Here is a 15,418-nt window from a genome sequence, read left to right as displayed (position 1 = left end):
GTCAATGGAGCCCCTGGCCGGGCAGCAACAAGGGTTTGCCCCCGTTGATAAGGTCAGCGGCGGACTGGGGTCGGCTACCGGCCAGCTGAAGGCGCTCTATCCGAAGCGTCCCGTCACCGCAGGCAATATCGATTCCGGTGGGTGCCCGGGCGAGCACGGTACCGGGTCTCTGACCGTCGGTGGCTGGCAACACCCTGGCCTGATGAATTCGGATTCGGTCCTGGTCCAGGTCGCTGTAACTGCCGGGGTACGGGTTGAAAGCCCTGATCTGGCGGTCAATCTCCAGGGCTGCCCAGGTCCAGTCTATGTGGCCATCGTGTTTGGTCAGCTTGTGGGCATAACAGGCCTGCTCATCATCCTGAGGCTCTGGTGTCAGTATGCCTGCTTCGAGTCGTTTCAGAGCCTCGACAATCGCCACGCCGCCCATCTCTGCCAAACGGTCATGAAGACTTCCGCCGGTATCGTTGGATTCGATGGAGGTGGTTGACTTGTAAAGCATATCGCCGGTATCGAGTCCCTCCGCCATCTGCATGATGGTTATACCGCTTTCGCTATCGCCCGCTGCAATTGCCCGCTGAATGGGCGCGGCCCCTCGCCATCTGGGCAGCAACGACGCGTGTATATTAAGGCAGCCACCGGGTGGAATATCCAGTACAGCGCGAGGCAGAATTAATCCGTACGCGGCGACCACGATTAATTCCGGATCCAGAGCCTTGAGTTCAGCCTGCGCCTCTTTCGCCTTCAAGCTTTCAGGTTGAAAAACCGGCAGCGACCACTCGATCGCAACTTGTTTGACAGGGCTGGGGATCAGTTTGCGGCCACGGCCTGAGGGCCGGTCTGGTTGGGAATACACCCCGACAATCTGATGACCGCTCGCGAGCAGCGCCCGGAGGGCCGTCGCGGCAAAGTCCGGTGTTCCGGCAAAAACTAGTCGCACGGGCTGAGTATCTCACTGGGAATGAAAAGACCGGGCAGCTGCCCGGTCCGGATATACGTGTGTACCGGAAACGCCAACGGGGAATCAGGCACGAATTTTGTGTTGCTTCTCCAGCTTTTTACGAATGCGGGTTCGTTTCAGTGGACTGAGATAATCCACAAACAGCTTGCCTTTCAGGTGGTCCATCTCATGCTGGATGCAAACCGCAAGCAGTCCCGTAACTTCCTGCTCAAAAGGTTCACCGTCACGTCCCAGGGCCTTGACCCTGACGTGATCAATGCGGGTGACGTCTTCATAGAAACCAGGCACCGAAAGACAGCCTTCCTGCATGTCCTGGTAGTCTCCGGCCAACACTTCCACTTCCGGATTAATCAACACCAGGGACTCGCTCCGGTCGTCCGAGAGGTCAATCACGATAATCTGTTGGTGGACATCGACCTGAGTCGCTGCCAAGCCTATGCCAGGGGCGTCGTACATGGTTTCAAACATGTCATCGATGAGCTTTCGAGTCTCATCGGTTAACTTTTCTACCGGCTTGGCCACGGTACGCAGCCTGGGATCCGGAAATTCAAGAATATCGAGTATCATGACGCTTCAGCTCTTCTGCTGGTTCCTGTGTGATCACTGAAATGGTGATCACTGAAATGCGACGGTGTACCGCGCATTTTTCTGTTCTGTGTCTATTATGGTCGGGACGACAGAACAAGATTCAAGTGAGTTAAGCTGCCTATAACCTCATTATCCCTTATCTTCGCCATTGAGTACAAACTGAGCAGTCATAGATAGAATTCACTGGAAGAACAAAAGATAACATCACAATTCGCCAGACTCTTCTATAGTAGTGTAATAATCGAGATTTGACGGCCCGGGTAAATACGCCTGACCGTCCGATACAGGCACGCGATCAAGGACTTAGACAATGAGGAAATTGCTGTACGCTCTGGCAGCCACCATGCTGCTGTCAACCTCTTGGGCCGCTTGGGCGCAGGATTCAGGCCCTGAACTCCGGTCTGATCATCCCGAGCGCTACACGGTCGTGAAGGGTGATACTTTGTGGGATATTTCATCCCGCTTCCTGAACAACCCCTGGTATTGGCCGGAAATCTGGCACGTCAACCCGCAGGTCAGCAACCCACACCTGATTTATCCCGGCGACAGACTGGCGCTGGTTTATATTGAGGGCAAGCCTCGGGTAACCAAGGTGGGCGCTTCTGATGGCGTGGTTAAACTGTCGCCCCAGGTGCGCTCCGAATCGATTGATACCCCGATTCCCGCTATCCCGCTGGACGCGATCAGCAGTTTTCTGACCGAAACCCGCATTATCAGCCCGGATGAACTTGAAGGCGCGCCTTATGTTCTGGAAGGTGAAGACGGACGGATTGTCACCGGCGCCGGCGACAAACTCTACGCACGGGGCGAACTGTCTGCCGACAAGGTCGGGGTATTCCGCCGGAGCAACAGCTACGTTGATCCGGTTACGGAAGAATTCCTGGGGCTTGAGGCTCGCTCCATTGCCGGTGGTGATATCGCCGCCCGAAACGGTGATGTGCTGACACTGCAGTTAAAGCGGTCAAGTGAAGAAGTAAGGATTGCCGACCGTCTGCTGGTGAGCGAAGACCGGGCTATCAATACCTCGTTCAATCCAAGTGCGCCGGATGAAGAAATCAGGGGTTTGATGATTTCAGTTGACGGCGGTGTCACCCAGATTGGCCAGTACGATGTGGTGGTCGTCAACAAAGGTACCCGTGAAGGCCTGGAAGTCGGCAACGTACTCGCGGTTTTCAAGAGCGGTAATCTGGTGCGTGATCCGGTCACCGACGAAACCATTGAATTGCCCTCCGAGCGGGCGGGTCTGCTGATGATTTTCCAGACTTATGAGAAACTCAGTTACGGGCTGGTGCTGAAGGCTACGCGTCCGCTGTCTGTCGGGGATCAGGTCAGGAATCCCTGAGTCTTGAAGATTATTAGCTGAATCAGGAGCGGAAGTCGGGTCACCGGCTTCCGTTTTTTTATGACATACTTGCTATAACCCGCCAGGATGGCGATCAGGATCAAGGACGGATCATGACTTCACCCCAGACTTCTGAGCTCTGCGTTTCCCCACTTTTTGACGCGCCGCAAGGCCGATGGCTTGCACTATCCTTGCTACCCGGCCTGGGTGCCAAGCGATGGCATGTGATCTGCGAACACCTTGATACCCCTGTTGAACTACTGGCGATGGAGCCAGCTACTCTCCGTTCTCTCGGGTTGCCATCAACGACCTGCGAGACAATTCTGGCCTGGCAGCAGCAGGATCTTCGCCATCAGCGCATTGCCAAGGCATCGGATATCTGGCAACGATGTCAGAGTGAGGGCATACAGTTGGTCACCCAGGGCTGCGAGGACTTTCCGGAAATGCTCCAGACCATCCATGATGCACCTTTCGTGCTGTACGTCAAAGGCGACAGTCGCCTCCTGAACTGCCGCCAGATAGGCATTGTCGGGAGTCGAAACGCAACCCGGAGCGGGTTGGATCATGCTCGTCAATTCGCTGCGGCGCTCAGCCAGCGTGGCTATCTGGTGACCAGTGGCATGGCGCTGGGCGTCGACGGAGAGGCCCACACCGGCGCTCTCGATGCTGGCTATGCCACGATTGCAGTGATCGGGACCGGGGTTGACGTGGTGTATCCGCGCCAGCATAGGGAGCTGGCTGCCAGAATTGTGGAAAATGGCGCGATCGTCTCGGACTTCCCGCCAGGAACGGCGCCAAAGGCGGCCCATTTTCCCCAACGTAACCGGCTGATCAGCGGTTTAAGCCAAGGCGTCCTGGTGGTGGAGGCGAGTCCCAGGAGCGGTTCGCTTATAACGGCGCGATTGGCCCTGGAGCAGGGACGGGAGGTTTTTGCCATTCCGAGTTCGATACACAATCCCCTTGCCCGAGGCTGCCACCACCTGATCCGGCAGGGGGCGAAACTGGTGGAGTCGGTGGCCGATATCGAGGAGGAGTTGACAGCGTGGTGGTCGGCCAACGAGACCATTGAAACCGTTCCGATTGAGCCGCGAGCATTAAAGCCGGGGGCCGCAAAACCAAGCTCCGCCTCCGGCAGGGACCTGCTGAGTGCACCGGCGTGTCCGGATCATCTGGGTGAGCGTGAAATCGCGGTTCTGAATGCTTTGGGTTATGATCCGGTTTCAACCGATGACCTGTGCGTAGCTACCGGCCTGCCAGCCAACGAACTGATGCAATCCCTGTTGATGCTCGAAATGGAGGGACTTGCAGATGCAGCACCCGGAGGCTTTCAAAGGGTTGTCTGATGTTCCGCTCTCCAATACCGTAACCGGATAATGATTGACAAACACCCGACTCTCTCTCAGTGGCACCTTCAGCAAACCCGCCTTATCCTCGCTGTCGGGGGCGTCATTGCCTATCCGACAGAAGCGGTGTGGGGGCTGGGCTGCGACCCCTGGAACAGCGGTGCTGTTAATCGGCTACTTGAGCTTAAAGACCGGCCAGCCCATAAAGGTCTGATATTGGTGGCCGCGTCTGTCGCACAAATTGAGTTTTTGTTGGCGCCGCTTGAGAACAGTCTCAGGGCGCGCGCTATAGAGTGCTGGCCCGGCCCGGTGACGTGTCTGTTGCCTGACCTGAATCGGCAGATACCGTCAAATGTGCGAGGCGACCATGACTCGGTGGCGGTTCGGGTAAGTGACCATTCTCTGGTGCAGCAGCTGTGTGAGACCGCCGGAAGGCCGCTCGTATCCACTTCCTGTAATCCGGCCGGGCGACAGCCCGCCCGTCACTCGTGGCAGGTGTACCGTTATTTCGGCGAGCAACTCGATAAGGTGATACCCGGTCGACTGGGAGGGCAGAAAAAGCCCAGTCAGATTCTGGATGTCGCAACGGGTCGCTGGCTTCGTTAGGAGAAACACCATGACATTACCCGAAACCGAGTTAGTCCGTGAATACTTACTGACCCTGCAGGACAGTATTTGCGAACGTCTAACTGCAGTTGACCAGAAAAACGCGTTCGAAGCAGAGTCCTGGACCCGACCAGAAGGGGGTGGCGGTATCAGTCGGGTGATCAGCGATGGTGCCGTGTTCGAAAAGGGTGGGGTTAACTTCTCCCATGTCATGGGGGCTACCATGCCACCCTCAGCTACCGCGCACAGACCTCAACTCGCAGGTGCACCCTGGCAGGCCATGGGCGTGTCGCTTGTCATGCACCCGAACAATCCCTACGTACCCACCTCCCATGCCAATGTCCGGTTTTTTATTGCGACGCCAGCCGACAGTGAGCCCGTCTGGTGGTTCGGCGGCGGTTACGATCTGACTCCCTATTACGGCTTTGATGAGGACTGCAGGCACTGGCATTCGGTTGCAAGCCAGACCTGTGAGCCTTTTGGCGACGAGGTCTACAGAAACTACAAGCGTTGGTGTGATGAATATTTTTATCTCCGTCACCGGGCCGAACCTCGGGGGATCGGCGGGTTGTTCTTTGATGATCACAACAGTGGCGACTTTGAGGCAGATTTCGCCCTGATGCGTGCGGTGGGTGACAGTTTTATCGAAGCCTATGAGCCCATCGTCCGGCGCCGAAAAGACATCCCCTTCGGCGACCGGGAGCGGGATTTTCAGCTCTACCGCCGGGGCCGGTATGTAGAATTCAACCTGGTCTACGACCGCGGTACATTGTTTGGGTTGCAGTCTGGCGGCCGCACGGAGTCTATCCTGATGTCATTACCGCCGCTGGTGCGCTGGGACTACAATCGCACCGCCGAGCCGGGCAGTGAGGAAGCAAGGTTAACCGAGCATTTTCTGACCGGACGGGACTGGCTGGAGACCGAAAATGAGCGATGATCTTTATGCCGTGGTGGGCAACCCTGTCAGCCACAGCAAATCTCCCCGCATCCACAGCCTGTTTGCAGCCCAGACTGGAGAACCGGTGGAATACACGGCGATCCAGGCACCATTGGATGGCTTTGCGGAGACCGTCACCGGGTTTTTTGAACGTGGCGGCCGTGGTCTTAATGTAACGGTGCCTTTCAAAGAGCAAGCCTGGGCTATGTCCGATAGACGTACCTGGCGCGCTGAAAAGGCAGGCGCCTCGAATACTTTGTTTATCGATAAAGATGGCCAGCTTAACGCCGATAACACAGACGGCGCAGGATTGGTGGCGGACCTGGTGAAAAATCATGGCGTGACGCTGGCGGGTAAGCGGATTCTGATTCTGGGTGCCGGTGGCGCAGTCCGGGGTGTTTTGGGCCCGCTGCTGGCGGAACAACCCGAGACCCTGGTGATTGCCAACAGAACCCCGGCCAAGGCCCGGGTTCTGGCGGGCCTGTTTGCCGATGACGCCGGTGATACGCAGTTGCGCGGCTGTGGTTTTGATGAACCCGCAGAGGTGTTTGATCTGATCATTAATGGCACCAGTGCCAGCTTGCAGGGGGAGTTGCCACCTCTGGCGCCGGCAGTTATCGGGCCGGCTACGCTGGTTTACGACATGATGTACAGCCCGGATACGACAACATTCAACCGCTGGGCTCTGAGTAATGGCGCCAAGGCTGCCATGGACGGGCTGGGTATGTTGATTGAACAGGCGGCAGAAGCGTTTGCAATATGGCGTGGTGTACGGCCCGATACCGCTCCGGTTATTGAAGCCCTGAGAGACAGGGTGGGCTGAGACCAACCCCCTGGTGCCGAGCGACAGCCCGGAGAACCGGGTCCGTGACCGCCGGGTTGAAATTGCCATCCGGGACCCGACGTGTCAGGACAGCATTCCAACCCGTGACCTACAAGTCGAAATTCTGCCTTCAGCCGCCGCTTATGCCAAAGGGTGAGGTTTCCATAGGGAATACGTATAAACAAACCGGCTTGAGGTCGGTATACTGTCGCCCCTCTGAATGACATGCGGAATGAGAGCAGAGCTATGAGTGGACCGGAAAAACCAAAAGTACTCGATGAAGAATGGAGTGATGAGCGGGTAAAAAGTTTCCTGTTCCTGAGCCCTTACGATGCTCGTGTTAACCCGGACTTTCATGTGCTGATTAAGGCCTATCAGGCGATGCGCGCTGAGGACTTTGAGCGTTTTGTCGGCTTTTTTGCGGAAGCCGGGCGGGACCTTAACGCCGTCAGTGAAGACGGTCAGACGATTCTGGATCACGTCTCTGAACATCGCCGCAGTGTCGATTATGTGAAAACACTCCAAGCGGCCGGAGCAGTGACTGCTGCCGAAGCCGGGAAGTAAAACTCCCCGGCCCGGCAGTGATCGTCGATTCAGTGAACCTCGACTTCGATGGCACGAGGCTGAGCGGGTTCCACTTTCTTCAGCGACAGTGACAAGATTCCCTCAACTATTATTGAGGTAGTCATCCTTGAGGCGAACATAATTTGCCGCCGTGTAAGTGAAAAAGCTGCGCTCCTGATCCGTCAGGGCCCGGGCTTTTTTGCAGGGGCTGCCTACGTACAGGTGGCCGGACTCCAAGGTTTTACCCGGGGGCACCAGGCAGCCCGCGGCCACGATAACTTCGTCCTCGACGATGGCGCCGTCCATAATAATACAACCCATACCAACCAATACGCGGCTTCCTATCGTACAACCGTGCAACAAGGCTTTATGGCCAACGGTGACGTCGTCACCCAGTGTTAACGGCCAACCGCCGGCATTGAAATCGCTGGCATGGGTGATGTGGAGAACAGAGCCGTCCTGAAGGCTGCAACGGTGACCAATCCGGATGCGATGCATGTCGCCACGAATCACTGTCATCGGCCATACCGAGCAATCGTCGCCCAGAGCGACGTCACCAATGACAACTGCGCTGGGGTCCACCCAGGTGCGGGCGCCAAATTTTGGCGTGTTACCCTTGTGAGTACGAATAGTCGTCATTACATATACTCTTATTGATTTATTCAGGGTTTAATTTCTAAATTACCTGACAATCCGAACACTGAGAAGGGCCTTTATGAACAATCCACTGCTGACTGACGAGCTTCTACCGCGCTTCGATCATATTCGGACTGAGCACATGGGTCCCGCTATTGATCAGATTCTGAGCGATAACCGGATGCAAATCCAGAATCTGGCGAGCCAGGCCGAGCCCACCTGGGAGACATTGGCACTGCCAATGCAAGGCCTGGAAGATCGACTGAACAACGCCTGGTCGGTGGTTTCACATCTGAACGGTGTGATGAACAGTGATGAATTGCGCAAAGTCTATAAAAACTGTCTGGAAAAACTGACCGAGTATGGCACCGAGTTGAGCCAGAATTCGGAACTCTGCGAGGCCTACAAGAAACTTGCCGCCAGAGACGATTTCAGCCAGCTTAGCGAAGCTCAGCAAAAAGCGATCAATAACACCCTGCGAAACTTCCACCTCGGCGGTGTGGATTTACCAGCTGACAAGAAAACCCGGTATGCAGAACTCAAGCGGGAATTGGCGGAGTTCTCCAACACCTTCAGTGACAATGTCCTGGATGCCACCCAGAACTGGTCCAAGTTAATTACCGATGCCAACGAGCTGGCCGGCGTGCCGGAGTCCGCGTTGGAAGGGGCCCAGCAAACGGCGAAAGCCCGGGATCTGGAGGGCTACCTGATCACCCTGGATTTCCCCAGCTTTTTTCCGGTCATGACCTATTGTGATAATCGTGAATTGCGTCGCGAAGTCTATGAAGCCTTTGTCACCCGCGCCTCCGACATGGGGCCGGACGCTGGCACCTGGGATAACACCCAGGTCATGGCTGAAATACTCAAACGTCGGCATGCCCTGGCTCAGTTACTGGGTTTTGAGAATTACGCCGAGCGCTCCTTGGTCACTAAGATGGCCCGCAGTGTCGACGAAGTGCTGGGCTTCCTGCACACGCTGGCGGAAAAATCCAAGCCGGTAGCTGAGCAGGACATTGCTGACCTGAAAGCCTTTGCCCTCGAAAGTCATGGCGTCGAGGACCTTGAAGCCTGGGATATTGGCTATTACAGCGAGAAGTTACGCCAACAGCGCTATGACGTTTCGCCAGAAGCCCTACGTCCCTGGTTCCCGGTCGACAAAGTTGTTCCTGGCTTGTTTGCGGTTGCCGAGAAGCTCTTCAATATTCAGATAGAGGCCAAGTCTGACGTGGCGACCTGGCATCCGGATGCCACCGCCTATTGTATCAGCCGGGACGGTGAGCCGGTCGCCTGGTTTTATTTCGACCTGTTCGCCCGTCAAGGTAAGCGTGGCGGCGCCTGGATGGCAGATTGCCGGGTACGCTGGCGCAACCTCAGGGGCCATCTACAATTGCCGGTCGCCTTCCTGACCTGCAATTTTACCACGCCGGTGGGTGACAAACCGTCGTTGCTGACTCACGACGAAGTCACCACGTTATTCCACGAATTTGGTCATGGTCTGCATCATATGCTGACCCAGGTGGACGTCGCCGATGTTTCGGGCATCAATGGCGTGGCCTGGGATGCGGTTGAACTGCCCAGTCAGTTCCTCGAAAACTGGTGCTGGAATCCGGAATCACTGGGCCTGATTGCACGACATTATGAAACTGGCGAGCCGCTGCCCGAGGATTTGCTGCAGAAAATGCTGGCCGCCAAGAACTTCCAGGCTGGCATGCAGATGGTGAGACAGCTTGAATTCTCGTTGTTCGATTTTCGCCTGCACGCAGAATTCTCCGACGCGTCACCTACCAATCCGCTGGAGATGCATCGTAAGGTTCGGGAAGGCATCGCGGTGGTGCAGTCGCCAGAATTTAACCGTTTCCCCAACAGTTTCTCCCATATCTTTGCCGGCGGTTACGCTGCAGGCTATTACAGCTATAAATGGGCGGAAGTGCTGGCGGCGGATGCTTTTTCACTGTTTGAAGAGCGTGGCATCTTTGATCCCGAGACTGGCAGGGCCTTTCTGGAAAACATTCTGGAGAAAGGGGGTTCCCAGGAGCCAATGGAGTTATTCAAGGCGTTCCGGGGCCGTGAACCCGAAGTCGATGCGCTGTTGCGTCAGACCGGCATTACCCCGGAACCGGCAGCAGCCTGAACCGGTTGATCGTGAGCACTAAGGCTTCGGTGCTCACGAACTATTTTGGAGATTCAGCTATGGCCAGTCCCAAGCGTTTTATTGCCGGCGCCATCTGTCCCCGTTGTGCGGAAATGGACAAGATCATGATGTTTACCACGGAAGAGGGCCAGTTCCGGGAGTGCGTGGCATGCGGGTTTAGCGACCAGCAGGCAGATCTGGAAGCGACTTCCGAGCTTCAGACCCGGGTCAACACGCGCAAGAACGTCGACGACCACACCGTCAAACAGGTGGTGTTTTTCAAGGCCGGAGCAAACGATGAGGATGACGGGAGCCAGACCGGGCACTAGCCGGGTATTGTGTCTGGACCCTGGGTTGCGGAGGATCGCATTACCGGTTTTGATCATCCAGCCAGGCAAATCGGGGCACCTGCTCACCGGCTACCTCGACGGTCTCGGTGAACATGGTGAGAGGGCGGACCCATAGGCTGAAATCGCCGTACAGACAGCGATAGACCACCATTTGTTGGTCCGTTTCACTATGTCGTGCGACCCCGATAACCTCGTAATGCTGACCTTTGTAGTGCTGATAGCGCCCAGGTTTGATAGCTGTAGTCATCTCACCATCCCTTCAGAAATTAGCAATCGCCTCGAAACAGAAAGCCTCAGTTTTTCAACTTGTAACGCCCTGGCCCGAGGAAAATAACCGCCAATGCGGTAAACAAAAAGAAACCCTGTAGCTCGAGTGCCCAGCCGCCACTTCGACCTAACGCCAACAACTCGTTGCCATGGGCCAGAGCAATGGCCACCAACATGTTGAACACGATCAACAATGCGCCAATACGGGTCTGGTAGCCAAGGATAACCATCAGTGGGCCAACCAGCTCACCAACAAAAACACCGTAGGCAAAAACAGGCGGGATGCCATAACCGGCAAGCATACTCTCAATACCACCGACGCCGTTGAACAGTTTGGCAACGCCGTGAAACAGCATCAGCCCGCCAAGGGTGAGGCGAATAATCAGTTTTCCCAGATCAGCATTTTCTAGCATGGGGTTTCCTTGCGGGTTTACCGATTAACAAAGCGATATTAAAGCCCGCGAACTGCTTTGTGTAAAGGAGCCAGCAGGGCAAGTAGTCGGTTCTGAGCCCCCGTGGTGATGCCATTCTGCTCCATGGCAAGGATCAGATTTTCGGTGAGGGCGTTGAACTGGGTCTCGGTGACCGCCATGGCGGAATGGGATTCGCGCATCTCCCGTCCGGTATACTCGCAGGGTCCGCCGCTCAGATCACAAATCTGGTCGGACAGTTGCTTGTGGAAATGGGCCACGTCGATGCCTTTGAACTGGAAGGCTATTCGCTCGTCCTCGACGATCAGGTAAAGCAGATCTTCGACAATGGACTCAATGCCTGTGCGCTCTCCCAGCGCCGAGTACAGGCTCGCGTCCGGCTCAGACGTTGGTGGATGCTGGCATGCTGTTAATCCGCCGATCAGCAGCAGCAAGGTAACACCGATGGTTTTCCTGAAACGCTCGTATTTCATCAAAAGCTCCCCTGCAATGAAAGGTAGGCACCCTGCTGGTCTTCCAGCCCGGCAATATCACCGAGATTTACCCAGGCTGCAGTAATAGCAAGACGGCGATCCGGTACCCAGGCTATGAACACATCCCACCAGTCGTCTTCCTTTGCAAAGCCCAGGTTATCCGGTTTTTGCCGGTACTCCGCGCCGACCAGCCAGTGTCGGTCGATGAATATTCCCAGGCTGGACTCGACTTGGGCTTCATAGCGATCGTTCCGGTCTCCGCCAAAACCGAGCAGCCCGCCCTGGTTGGCCCTGGTGCCGCGAACCGTAATGTTGGCCAGCAGGTTACGGTCGAATAAAGCCGCAAAAAACAGCTTGCTGCCTGACAGATACACGTCAGTTCCCGAGTCATCCCGCGCGCCTATTGCTTCGGGAATGGTAAATGTCCGATTGCGCTTGTGCTGGAGGCCGGCAGACCATTGCCCGTACCGACTGTAAAGCACATCCCCCCCAAGCCTGGCTTTCAGGCCGAAGATGTCCTGACTCAATTCATCCTCGCCCAGGGCTGCGCCCAGGGTATCCAGGTCCAGGGTCTGGCGTCCGGCACTGACCTCCAGCCGGTTCCGCCAATTCACAGTGGCCCCGGTAAAGCTGACCGTGAAATCGTCAACTTCTGCCCGTGACAGCGCCAGTGTGCCGCCCCACTCCTGGTCGCTGGCATAGCCACTGAGCATCGCCCAGGGCACCAGGCCGCCGCCCGCGCTGCCCTCGATAGTAGTGACCCCTCCGGTTGCCCAGATTCGACTTCCAGGGGAAGCGGTTGCCACGGGTGTACCCAGGAACGTCAGGATAAGAGTGGCACCTAGTATTCGGTTAAGCAGCGTCATTTCAGTAACTCCGGCGACAGATCGGATGCTGGCGCCAGGTCTGGAACGCGAGCCGTAAATTCTCCTGCCCATTGGGCAATGGCACCTGCAGCCATGGGCCGCCCCAGGAAAAAGCCCTGGGCCAGATCACAACCCCAGGTCTGTAACAGGTGCCAGCTCTCGGCATTTTCAATACCTTCGGCGACGACGCTTAACCCCAGACCATGGGCCAGCTCAATCGTTGATTTCACGATCAGCTGATCCTGGGGTTGGGTGTCCAGATTCAGCACAAAGGATTTGTCGATTTTGAGCTCATGCACCGGGAGCTGTCGCAGTTGGGTCAGGGACGAGTACCCCGTACCAAAGTCATCAACCGATAGCTTGACCCCCAGGGCCTTCAGTTTCTCCAGTGTCTGTATGGCGATGTCGGCGTCGTGCATGAGAACGCTTTCCGTAATCTCAAAGGTCAGTTGGTCCATACGGCCCCGCCAGTGACCGAACACGGACAGCACTTCTCCAGGCAGGTTCCGGTCACTCAGGTCAAGGGCTGACAGGTTAATGGCCACGCCAATGTCCAGGCCCGCCTGGTGCCATTGTTGAGCATCCTCGGCGATGCGTTTCAGGATGAAGTGCGTCAGCTCGTGAATCTGCCCGGAACGTTCCGCCAAACCGATAAACTCTTCCGGATTGATAAAGCCCAGGTCCGGATGCTTCCAGCGTGTCAATGCCTCAACTTGCGTGAATCTGACTGGGCCAAACCGTATTTTTGGCTGGTAGCTCATGAACAGTTCGCCGTTCTGGCGTGCGCCTGCCAGGTCACGAATCAGCCGCAGCTCGCGCAAGTGGAATTCGTCACCACCGGGCTCGTAGAAGGCGATCCGATTGTCTGTTTTGCGGGCGCGATCAAGGGTCAGCCCGAGTCGACGACGCACCTCGTCCAGCGTACCCGCATCTCCAGGTAAGCTCAGGACTGCAATATGAATCTGCAGGTTGATGGGGGTGTCCCTGATAACCACCGGGAGTTCGGCGTGGCTCCGGAGCCGGTTCAGCTGCTTCCGTAGCTGGGCGTCATCCTCGCCCTGAAGTAAAACCATAAATTCGTTGCCACCGGTGCGGCCAAACAGGCATTCGGGCGGAAGTTGCCCTCGCAATCGCAGGCCGGTAGCCAGGATGGCCTGGTCACCAATGCCAAAACCCAGGGTTTCATTCAGTGCTTTAAAGTCGGTGAGAGAAAAGCCGATCAGATAGCCGTGCTGGCGCTGCTGAAACCCTTGCAACAGAGACTGCTCGACGGCTTTACGATTCGGCAGGCCGGTCAGGTCATCGTGTAAGGCGTGGTGCTGAATGCGATGCTCGCGCTCGCGAATCCGGAACCGCATTTCTGTCAGGGCGTTGCCCAGGGTTTTGAGTTCGCCGGTGGTTTTCAGATCGGGAGGTTCCGCAGCCTGGTTATTGCCGATGGCCGCAGCGAAGCGGGCCAGTTGGAGAACGGGCTGCCCCAGCGTGCGGGCAGTGATCAGCACCAGAAGACCTGCAATTGCCAGTGCTGCACAGACCAGCAGGGCCATATCAAAGGCGAGTTGATAGTAGGTTTCAAGGGCGGTTGCACGGTCGCTCAGTAGCAGTGCTGTGATCGTGGCGTCTGGCGTTTCCGCGAGCGTCAGTGCTTTCACGAAGTATCGCCTGCTCTCCACCAGGTCAGTGTCCTGTATCGCGTCGAACTGGGCGAGAAAACCGGTCTCCATGGCTTCGCCGGGCAGGCTGCTGGCGAGGATCATTGCGCGGTTTCCCTCTCTGCGCTTGAACACCACATCGGTGCCGGTCAAACCACCGATGAAGTCAGCGAATTCACTGTCGAGGGGAAACCCCGCTGCTAGCCAGGCACGAAGCCCAGGGCCCTGAATAGGAACGATCAGTATCTGAAAGGCACGTTCCTGCCAACTGATGATCTCGGAGGCGAAGCCGCGCTCCCGGGCGGCGGACAGCACCATCCGAAAGGGCATCTGAGAGCCATTTTCGAGGCCTTGGAGGTTGGCGATCAAGTCACCGTCATTGTCAGCCAGCATCGCGAGATTGGTGCCGGCACGCAGGGTGTGATTTGCCAGTGCACTGGTGATGGTCGGGGTGTCACGGCTGGCAATGGCAGACTTGAAGCCGAAGTCTTCAACAATGACCCGGAGGTTTGAGATCAACAGCTCGTTTCGACGGTCAATCACTTCCTTGGCAATATCGCCAGCGACATCGAGTTGCCTGGTGGCCCGGGTCTTCTCTTCCTCAAACAGATACACCAACATGACGCCCGCAATGCTGACACTGGTGACCACCACCACCGTTAGCATGGCGAGCATCAGGCGACCGCGAAAGCCGGGTTTGGCGAAGGACAGGTTCATCAAAGTTCACGAAAGCGCTTTTGCAGGCTTTCCAGGCCATTCTGTGCGGGCGCTGCCTCGGGCATGACATCCAGTGTCAGGATTTGCTGGATGGGCAGCGGGCCCGGCAGTGTCATATGTAACGCTACGGTGTTGTCTTTCAGCCGTGGATGCCAGAACTTAAGGTGAAGTTCGCCATCAGGGCCAAGAGTCTGTACGTCAAACTGGCTGATGCCGCCTGCTCCGGAGCGTGCGATCCGGCCAGTGTCCGCAACGACTATGAATCCTTTCATCTGGTCATGAATGTTACACCCGAGTTCAACGATGCCCGCTGTCTCGAAAGCAATGGGTGCCTCGGGTTGGTCAGCGTACAGCTCTATATTGAAAGGTTTGGGAGCGGAAAATGAAAACACATGATGCTGGGTGTTGTCCTGATTGGGAAAATACACCGGTGAGCCTTTAGCGATGGTTAGAATATTGGGCTGGAAAGCCCGATGTTTCTGTACCATTTCGGCCGCTTTCGGAACCGGTTCACTGCCGTCATCAACCAGAACGATGACGCCCGGGAGCGGGTTGCCGGAGCGGTCGATAAACGTAAGGGTCGCTGAGGTAGCCAGCGCCGGAAGGGGTCCAAGTATGGCCGCTGAGGCCAAAAATCCAAGTGAGGTTCGCCTCAGAAAATTACGTATAAACATCAATCAACCCGTAAATCAAGACTGGCGTTACCAGAATATTAAGGAGCCAATCTTCTTATA

The 15,418-nt window shown here is 56.4% G+C and carries 17 protein-coding genes; 8 read left to right on the top strand and 9 right to left on the bottom strand.

The window, feature by feature from the left end:
- Position 1: 1 nt before the first annotated feature.
- Together fmt and def are read right to left on the bottom strand one after the other, a co-directional pair.
- Positions 2–937, bottom strand: a complete 936-nt coding sequence (gene fmt / locus WEB64_RS05025; RefSeq protein WP_368057665.1) for a methionyl-tRNA formyltransferase — start codon at positions 935–937, stop codon at positions 2–4.
- Positions 938–1,021: 84 nt separating this feature from the next.
- Positions 1,022–1,525, bottom strand: coding sequence for a peptide deformylase (def, locus tag WEB64_RS05020; protein WP_368057663.1), 504 nt, complete (start codon positions 1,523–1,525; stop codon positions 1,022–1,024).
- Between the two features lie 331 nt (positions 1,526–1,856).
- Here def and WEB64_RS05015 point away from each other — a divergent pair, with 331 nt between their 5' ends.
- The 6 genes from WEB64_RS05015 to WEB64_RS04990 all read left to right on the top strand — a co-directional run bounded on the left by WEB64_RS05015 (position 1,857) and on the right by WEB64_RS04990 (position 7,161).
- Positions 1,857–2,888 (top strand): LysM peptidoglycan-binding domain-containing protein, encoded by a 1,032-nt coding sequence (locus WEB64_RS05015; protein WP_368057661.1) that lies wholly within the window; start codon positions 1,857–1,859, stop codon positions 2,886–2,888.
- Between the two features lie 113 nt (positions 2,889–3,001).
- Entirely contained in the window at positions 3,002–4,231 is a 1,230-nt protein-coding gene (dprA, locus tag WEB64_RS05010) for a DNA-processing protein DprA (RefSeq protein WP_368057659.1), read from the top strand.
- Between the two features lie 30 nt (positions 4,232–4,261).
- Entirely contained in the window at positions 4,262–4,837 is a 576-nt protein-coding gene (locus WEB64_RS05005; protein ID WP_368057657.1) for an L-threonylcarbamoyladenylate synthase, read from the top strand.
- Between the two features lie 10 nt (positions 4,838–4,847).
- The gene (gene hemF / locus WEB64_RS05000; RefSeq protein ID WP_368057655.1) at positions 4,848–5,774 is read left to right on the top strand and encodes an oxygen-dependent coproporphyrinogen oxidase; all 927 of its coding nucleotides are present in this window, start codon (positions 4,848–4,850) and stop codon (positions 5,772–5,774) included.
- Entirely contained in the window at positions 5,764–6,597 is an 834-nt protein-coding gene (gene aroE, locus WEB64_RS04995; RefSeq protein WP_368057653.1) for a shikimate dehydrogenase, read from the top strand. Before hemF ends, aroE begins: the two co-directional genes overlap by 11 nt.
- Before the next feature lie 246 nt (positions 6,598–6,843).
- On the top strand, positions 6,844–7,161 hold the full coding sequence (locus tag WEB64_RS04990) for a PA4642 family protein (protein ID WP_368057651.1): 318 nt from the start codon (positions 6,844–6,846) through the stop codon (positions 7,159–7,161).
- Positions 7,162–7,263: 102 nt separating this feature from the next.
- Here WEB64_RS04990 and WEB64_RS04985 read toward each other — a convergent pair whose 3' ends face one another.
- The gene (locus WEB64_RS04985; protein WP_368057649.1) at positions 7,264–7,800 is read right to left on the bottom strand and encodes a gamma carbonic anhydrase family protein; all 537 of its coding nucleotides are present in this window, start codon (positions 7,798–7,800) and stop codon (positions 7,264–7,266) included.
- Positions 7,801–7,876: 76 nt separating this feature from the next.
- On the opposite strand from WEB64_RS04985, the gene prlC reads away from it, so the two are divergent.
- Together prlC and WEB64_RS04975 are read left to right on the top strand one after the other, a co-directional pair.
- The gene (gene prlC / locus WEB64_RS04980) at positions 7,877–9,928 is read left to right on the top strand and encodes an oligopeptidase A (RefSeq protein WP_368057647.1); all 2,052 of its coding nucleotides are present in this window, start codon (positions 7,877–7,879) and stop codon (positions 9,926–9,928) included.
- 59 nt (positions 9,929–9,987) lie between these two features.
- Complete coding sequence (locus WEB64_RS04975; protein ID WP_368057645.1) at positions 9,988–10,257, top strand: YheV family putative zinc ribbon protein; 270 nt, start codon at positions 9,988–9,990, stop codon at positions 10,255–10,257.
- A gap of 40 nt (positions 10,258–10,297) precedes the next feature.
- Here the strand turns inward: WEB64_RS04975 and WEB64_RS04970 are convergent, their stop codons facing one another.
- The 6 genes from WEB64_RS04970 to WEB64_RS04945 are packed head-to-tail and all read right to left on the bottom strand — an operon-like array spanning position 10,298 to position 15,358.
- Entirely contained in the window at positions 10,298–10,525 is a 228-nt protein-coding gene (locus WEB64_RS04970) for a DUF1653 domain-containing protein (protein WP_368057643.1), read from the bottom strand.
- A 46-nt stretch (positions 10,526–10,571) separates the two neighbouring features.
- Entirely contained in the window at positions 10,572–10,958 is a 387-nt protein-coding gene (locus WEB64_RS04965) for a DoxX family protein (protein ID WP_368057641.1), read from the bottom strand.
- 38 nt (positions 10,959–10,996) lie between these two features.
- On the bottom strand, positions 10,997–11,449 hold the full coding sequence (locus WEB64_RS04960) for a group 1 truncated hemoglobin (protein WP_368057639.1): 453 nt from the start codon (positions 11,447–11,449) through the stop codon (positions 10,997–10,999).
- Positions 11,449–12,315: a DUF3034 family protein gene (locus WEB64_RS04955; RefSeq protein WP_368057637.1), complete on the bottom strand. Its 867-nt coding sequence runs from the start codon at positions 12,313–12,315 to the stop codon at positions 11,449–11,451. Before WEB64_RS04955 ends, WEB64_RS04960 begins: the two co-directional genes overlap by 1 nt.
- Entirely contained in the window at positions 12,312–14,684 is a 2,373-nt protein-coding gene (locus tag WEB64_RS04950) for a putative bifunctional diguanylate cyclase/phosphodiesterase (RefSeq protein ID WP_368057635.1), read from the bottom strand. The genes WEB64_RS04955 and WEB64_RS04950 overlap by 4 nt, the downstream gene beginning before the upstream one ends.
- Entirely contained in the window at positions 14,684–15,358 is a 675-nt protein-coding gene (locus tag WEB64_RS04945) for a methylamine utilization protein (protein WP_368057633.1), read from the bottom strand. The genes WEB64_RS04950 and WEB64_RS04945 overlap by 1 nt, the downstream gene beginning before the upstream one ends.
- Positions 15,359–15,418: the final 60 nt, after the last annotated feature.

This window comes from Marinobacter sp. (genome assembly GCF_040882185.1).
Lineage (GTDB): Bacteria > Pseudomonadota > Gammaproteobacteria > Pseudomonadales > Oleiphilaceae > Marinobacter.
Note: the sequence above shows the minus strand (reverse complement) of the source record. Positions and strands in the feature narration are given on the sequence as shown.

What these genes read in the sequence shown, in the direction of transcription:
- WEB64_RS04975 (WP_368057645.1), top strand. Translation starts at nt 9,988, where the DNA reads ATGGCCAGTCCCAAGCGTTTTATTGCCGGCGCCATCTGTCCCCGTTGT.
- WEB64_RS04990 (WP_368057651.1), top strand. Translation starts at nt 6,844, where the DNA reads ATGAGTGGACCGGAAAAACCAAAAGTACTCGATGAAGAATGGAGTGAT.
- WEB64_RS04950 (WP_368057635.1), bottom strand. Translation starts at nt 14,684, where the DNA reads ATGAACCTGTCCTTCGCCAAACCCGGCTTTCGCGGTCGCCTGATGCTC.
- WEB64_RS04960 (WP_368057639.1), bottom strand. Translation starts at nt 11,449, where the DNA reads ATGAAATACGAGCGTTTCAGGAAAACCATCGGTGTTACCTTGCTGCTG.
- hemF (WP_368057655.1), top strand. Translation starts at nt 4,848, where the DNA reads ATGACATTACCCGAAACCGAGTTAGTCCGTGAATACTTACTGACCCTG.
- WEB64_RS04965 (WP_368057641.1), bottom strand. Translation starts at nt 10,958, where the DNA reads ATGCTAGAAAATGCTGATCTGGGAAAACTGATTATTCGCCTCACCCTT.
- WEB64_RS05005 (WP_368057657.1), top strand. Translation starts at nt 4,262, where the DNA reads ATGATTGACAAACACCCGACTCTCTCTCAGTGGCACCTTCAGCAAACC.
- def (WP_368057663.1), bottom strand. Translation starts at nt 1,525, where the DNA reads ATGATACTCGATATTCTTGAATTTCCGGATCCCAGGCTGCGTACCGTG.
- prlC (WP_368057647.1), top strand. Translation starts at nt 7,877, where the DNA reads ATGAACAATCCACTGCTGACTGACGAGCTTCTACCGCGCTTCGATCAT.
- dprA (WP_368057659.1), top strand. Translation starts at nt 3,002, where the DNA reads ATGACTTCACCCCAGACTTCTGAGCTCTGCGTTTCCCCACTTTTTGAC.
- aroE (WP_368057653.1), top strand. Translation starts at nt 5,764, where the DNA reads ATGAGCGATGATCTTTATGCCGTGGTGGGCAACCCTGTCAGCCACAGC.
- WEB64_RS05015 (WP_368057661.1), top strand. Translation starts at nt 1,857, where the DNA reads ATGAGGAAATTGCTGTACGCTCTGGCAGCCACCATGCTGCTGTCAACC.
- WEB64_RS04970 (WP_368057643.1), bottom strand. Translation starts at nt 10,525, where the DNA reads ATGACTACAGCTATCAAACCTGGGCGCTATCAGCACTACAAAGGTCAG.
- WEB64_RS04955 (WP_368057637.1), bottom strand. Translation starts at nt 12,315, where the DNA reads ATGACGCTGCTTAACCGAATACTAGGTGCCACTCTTATCCTGACGTTC.
- WEB64_RS04985 (WP_368057649.1), bottom strand. Translation starts at nt 7,800, where the DNA reads ATGACGACTATTCGTACTCACAAGGGTAACACGCCAAAATTTGGCGCC.
- WEB64_RS04945 (WP_368057633.1), bottom strand. Translation starts at nt 15,358, where the DNA reads ATGTTTATACGTAATTTTCTGAGGCGAACCTCACTTGGATTTTTGGCC.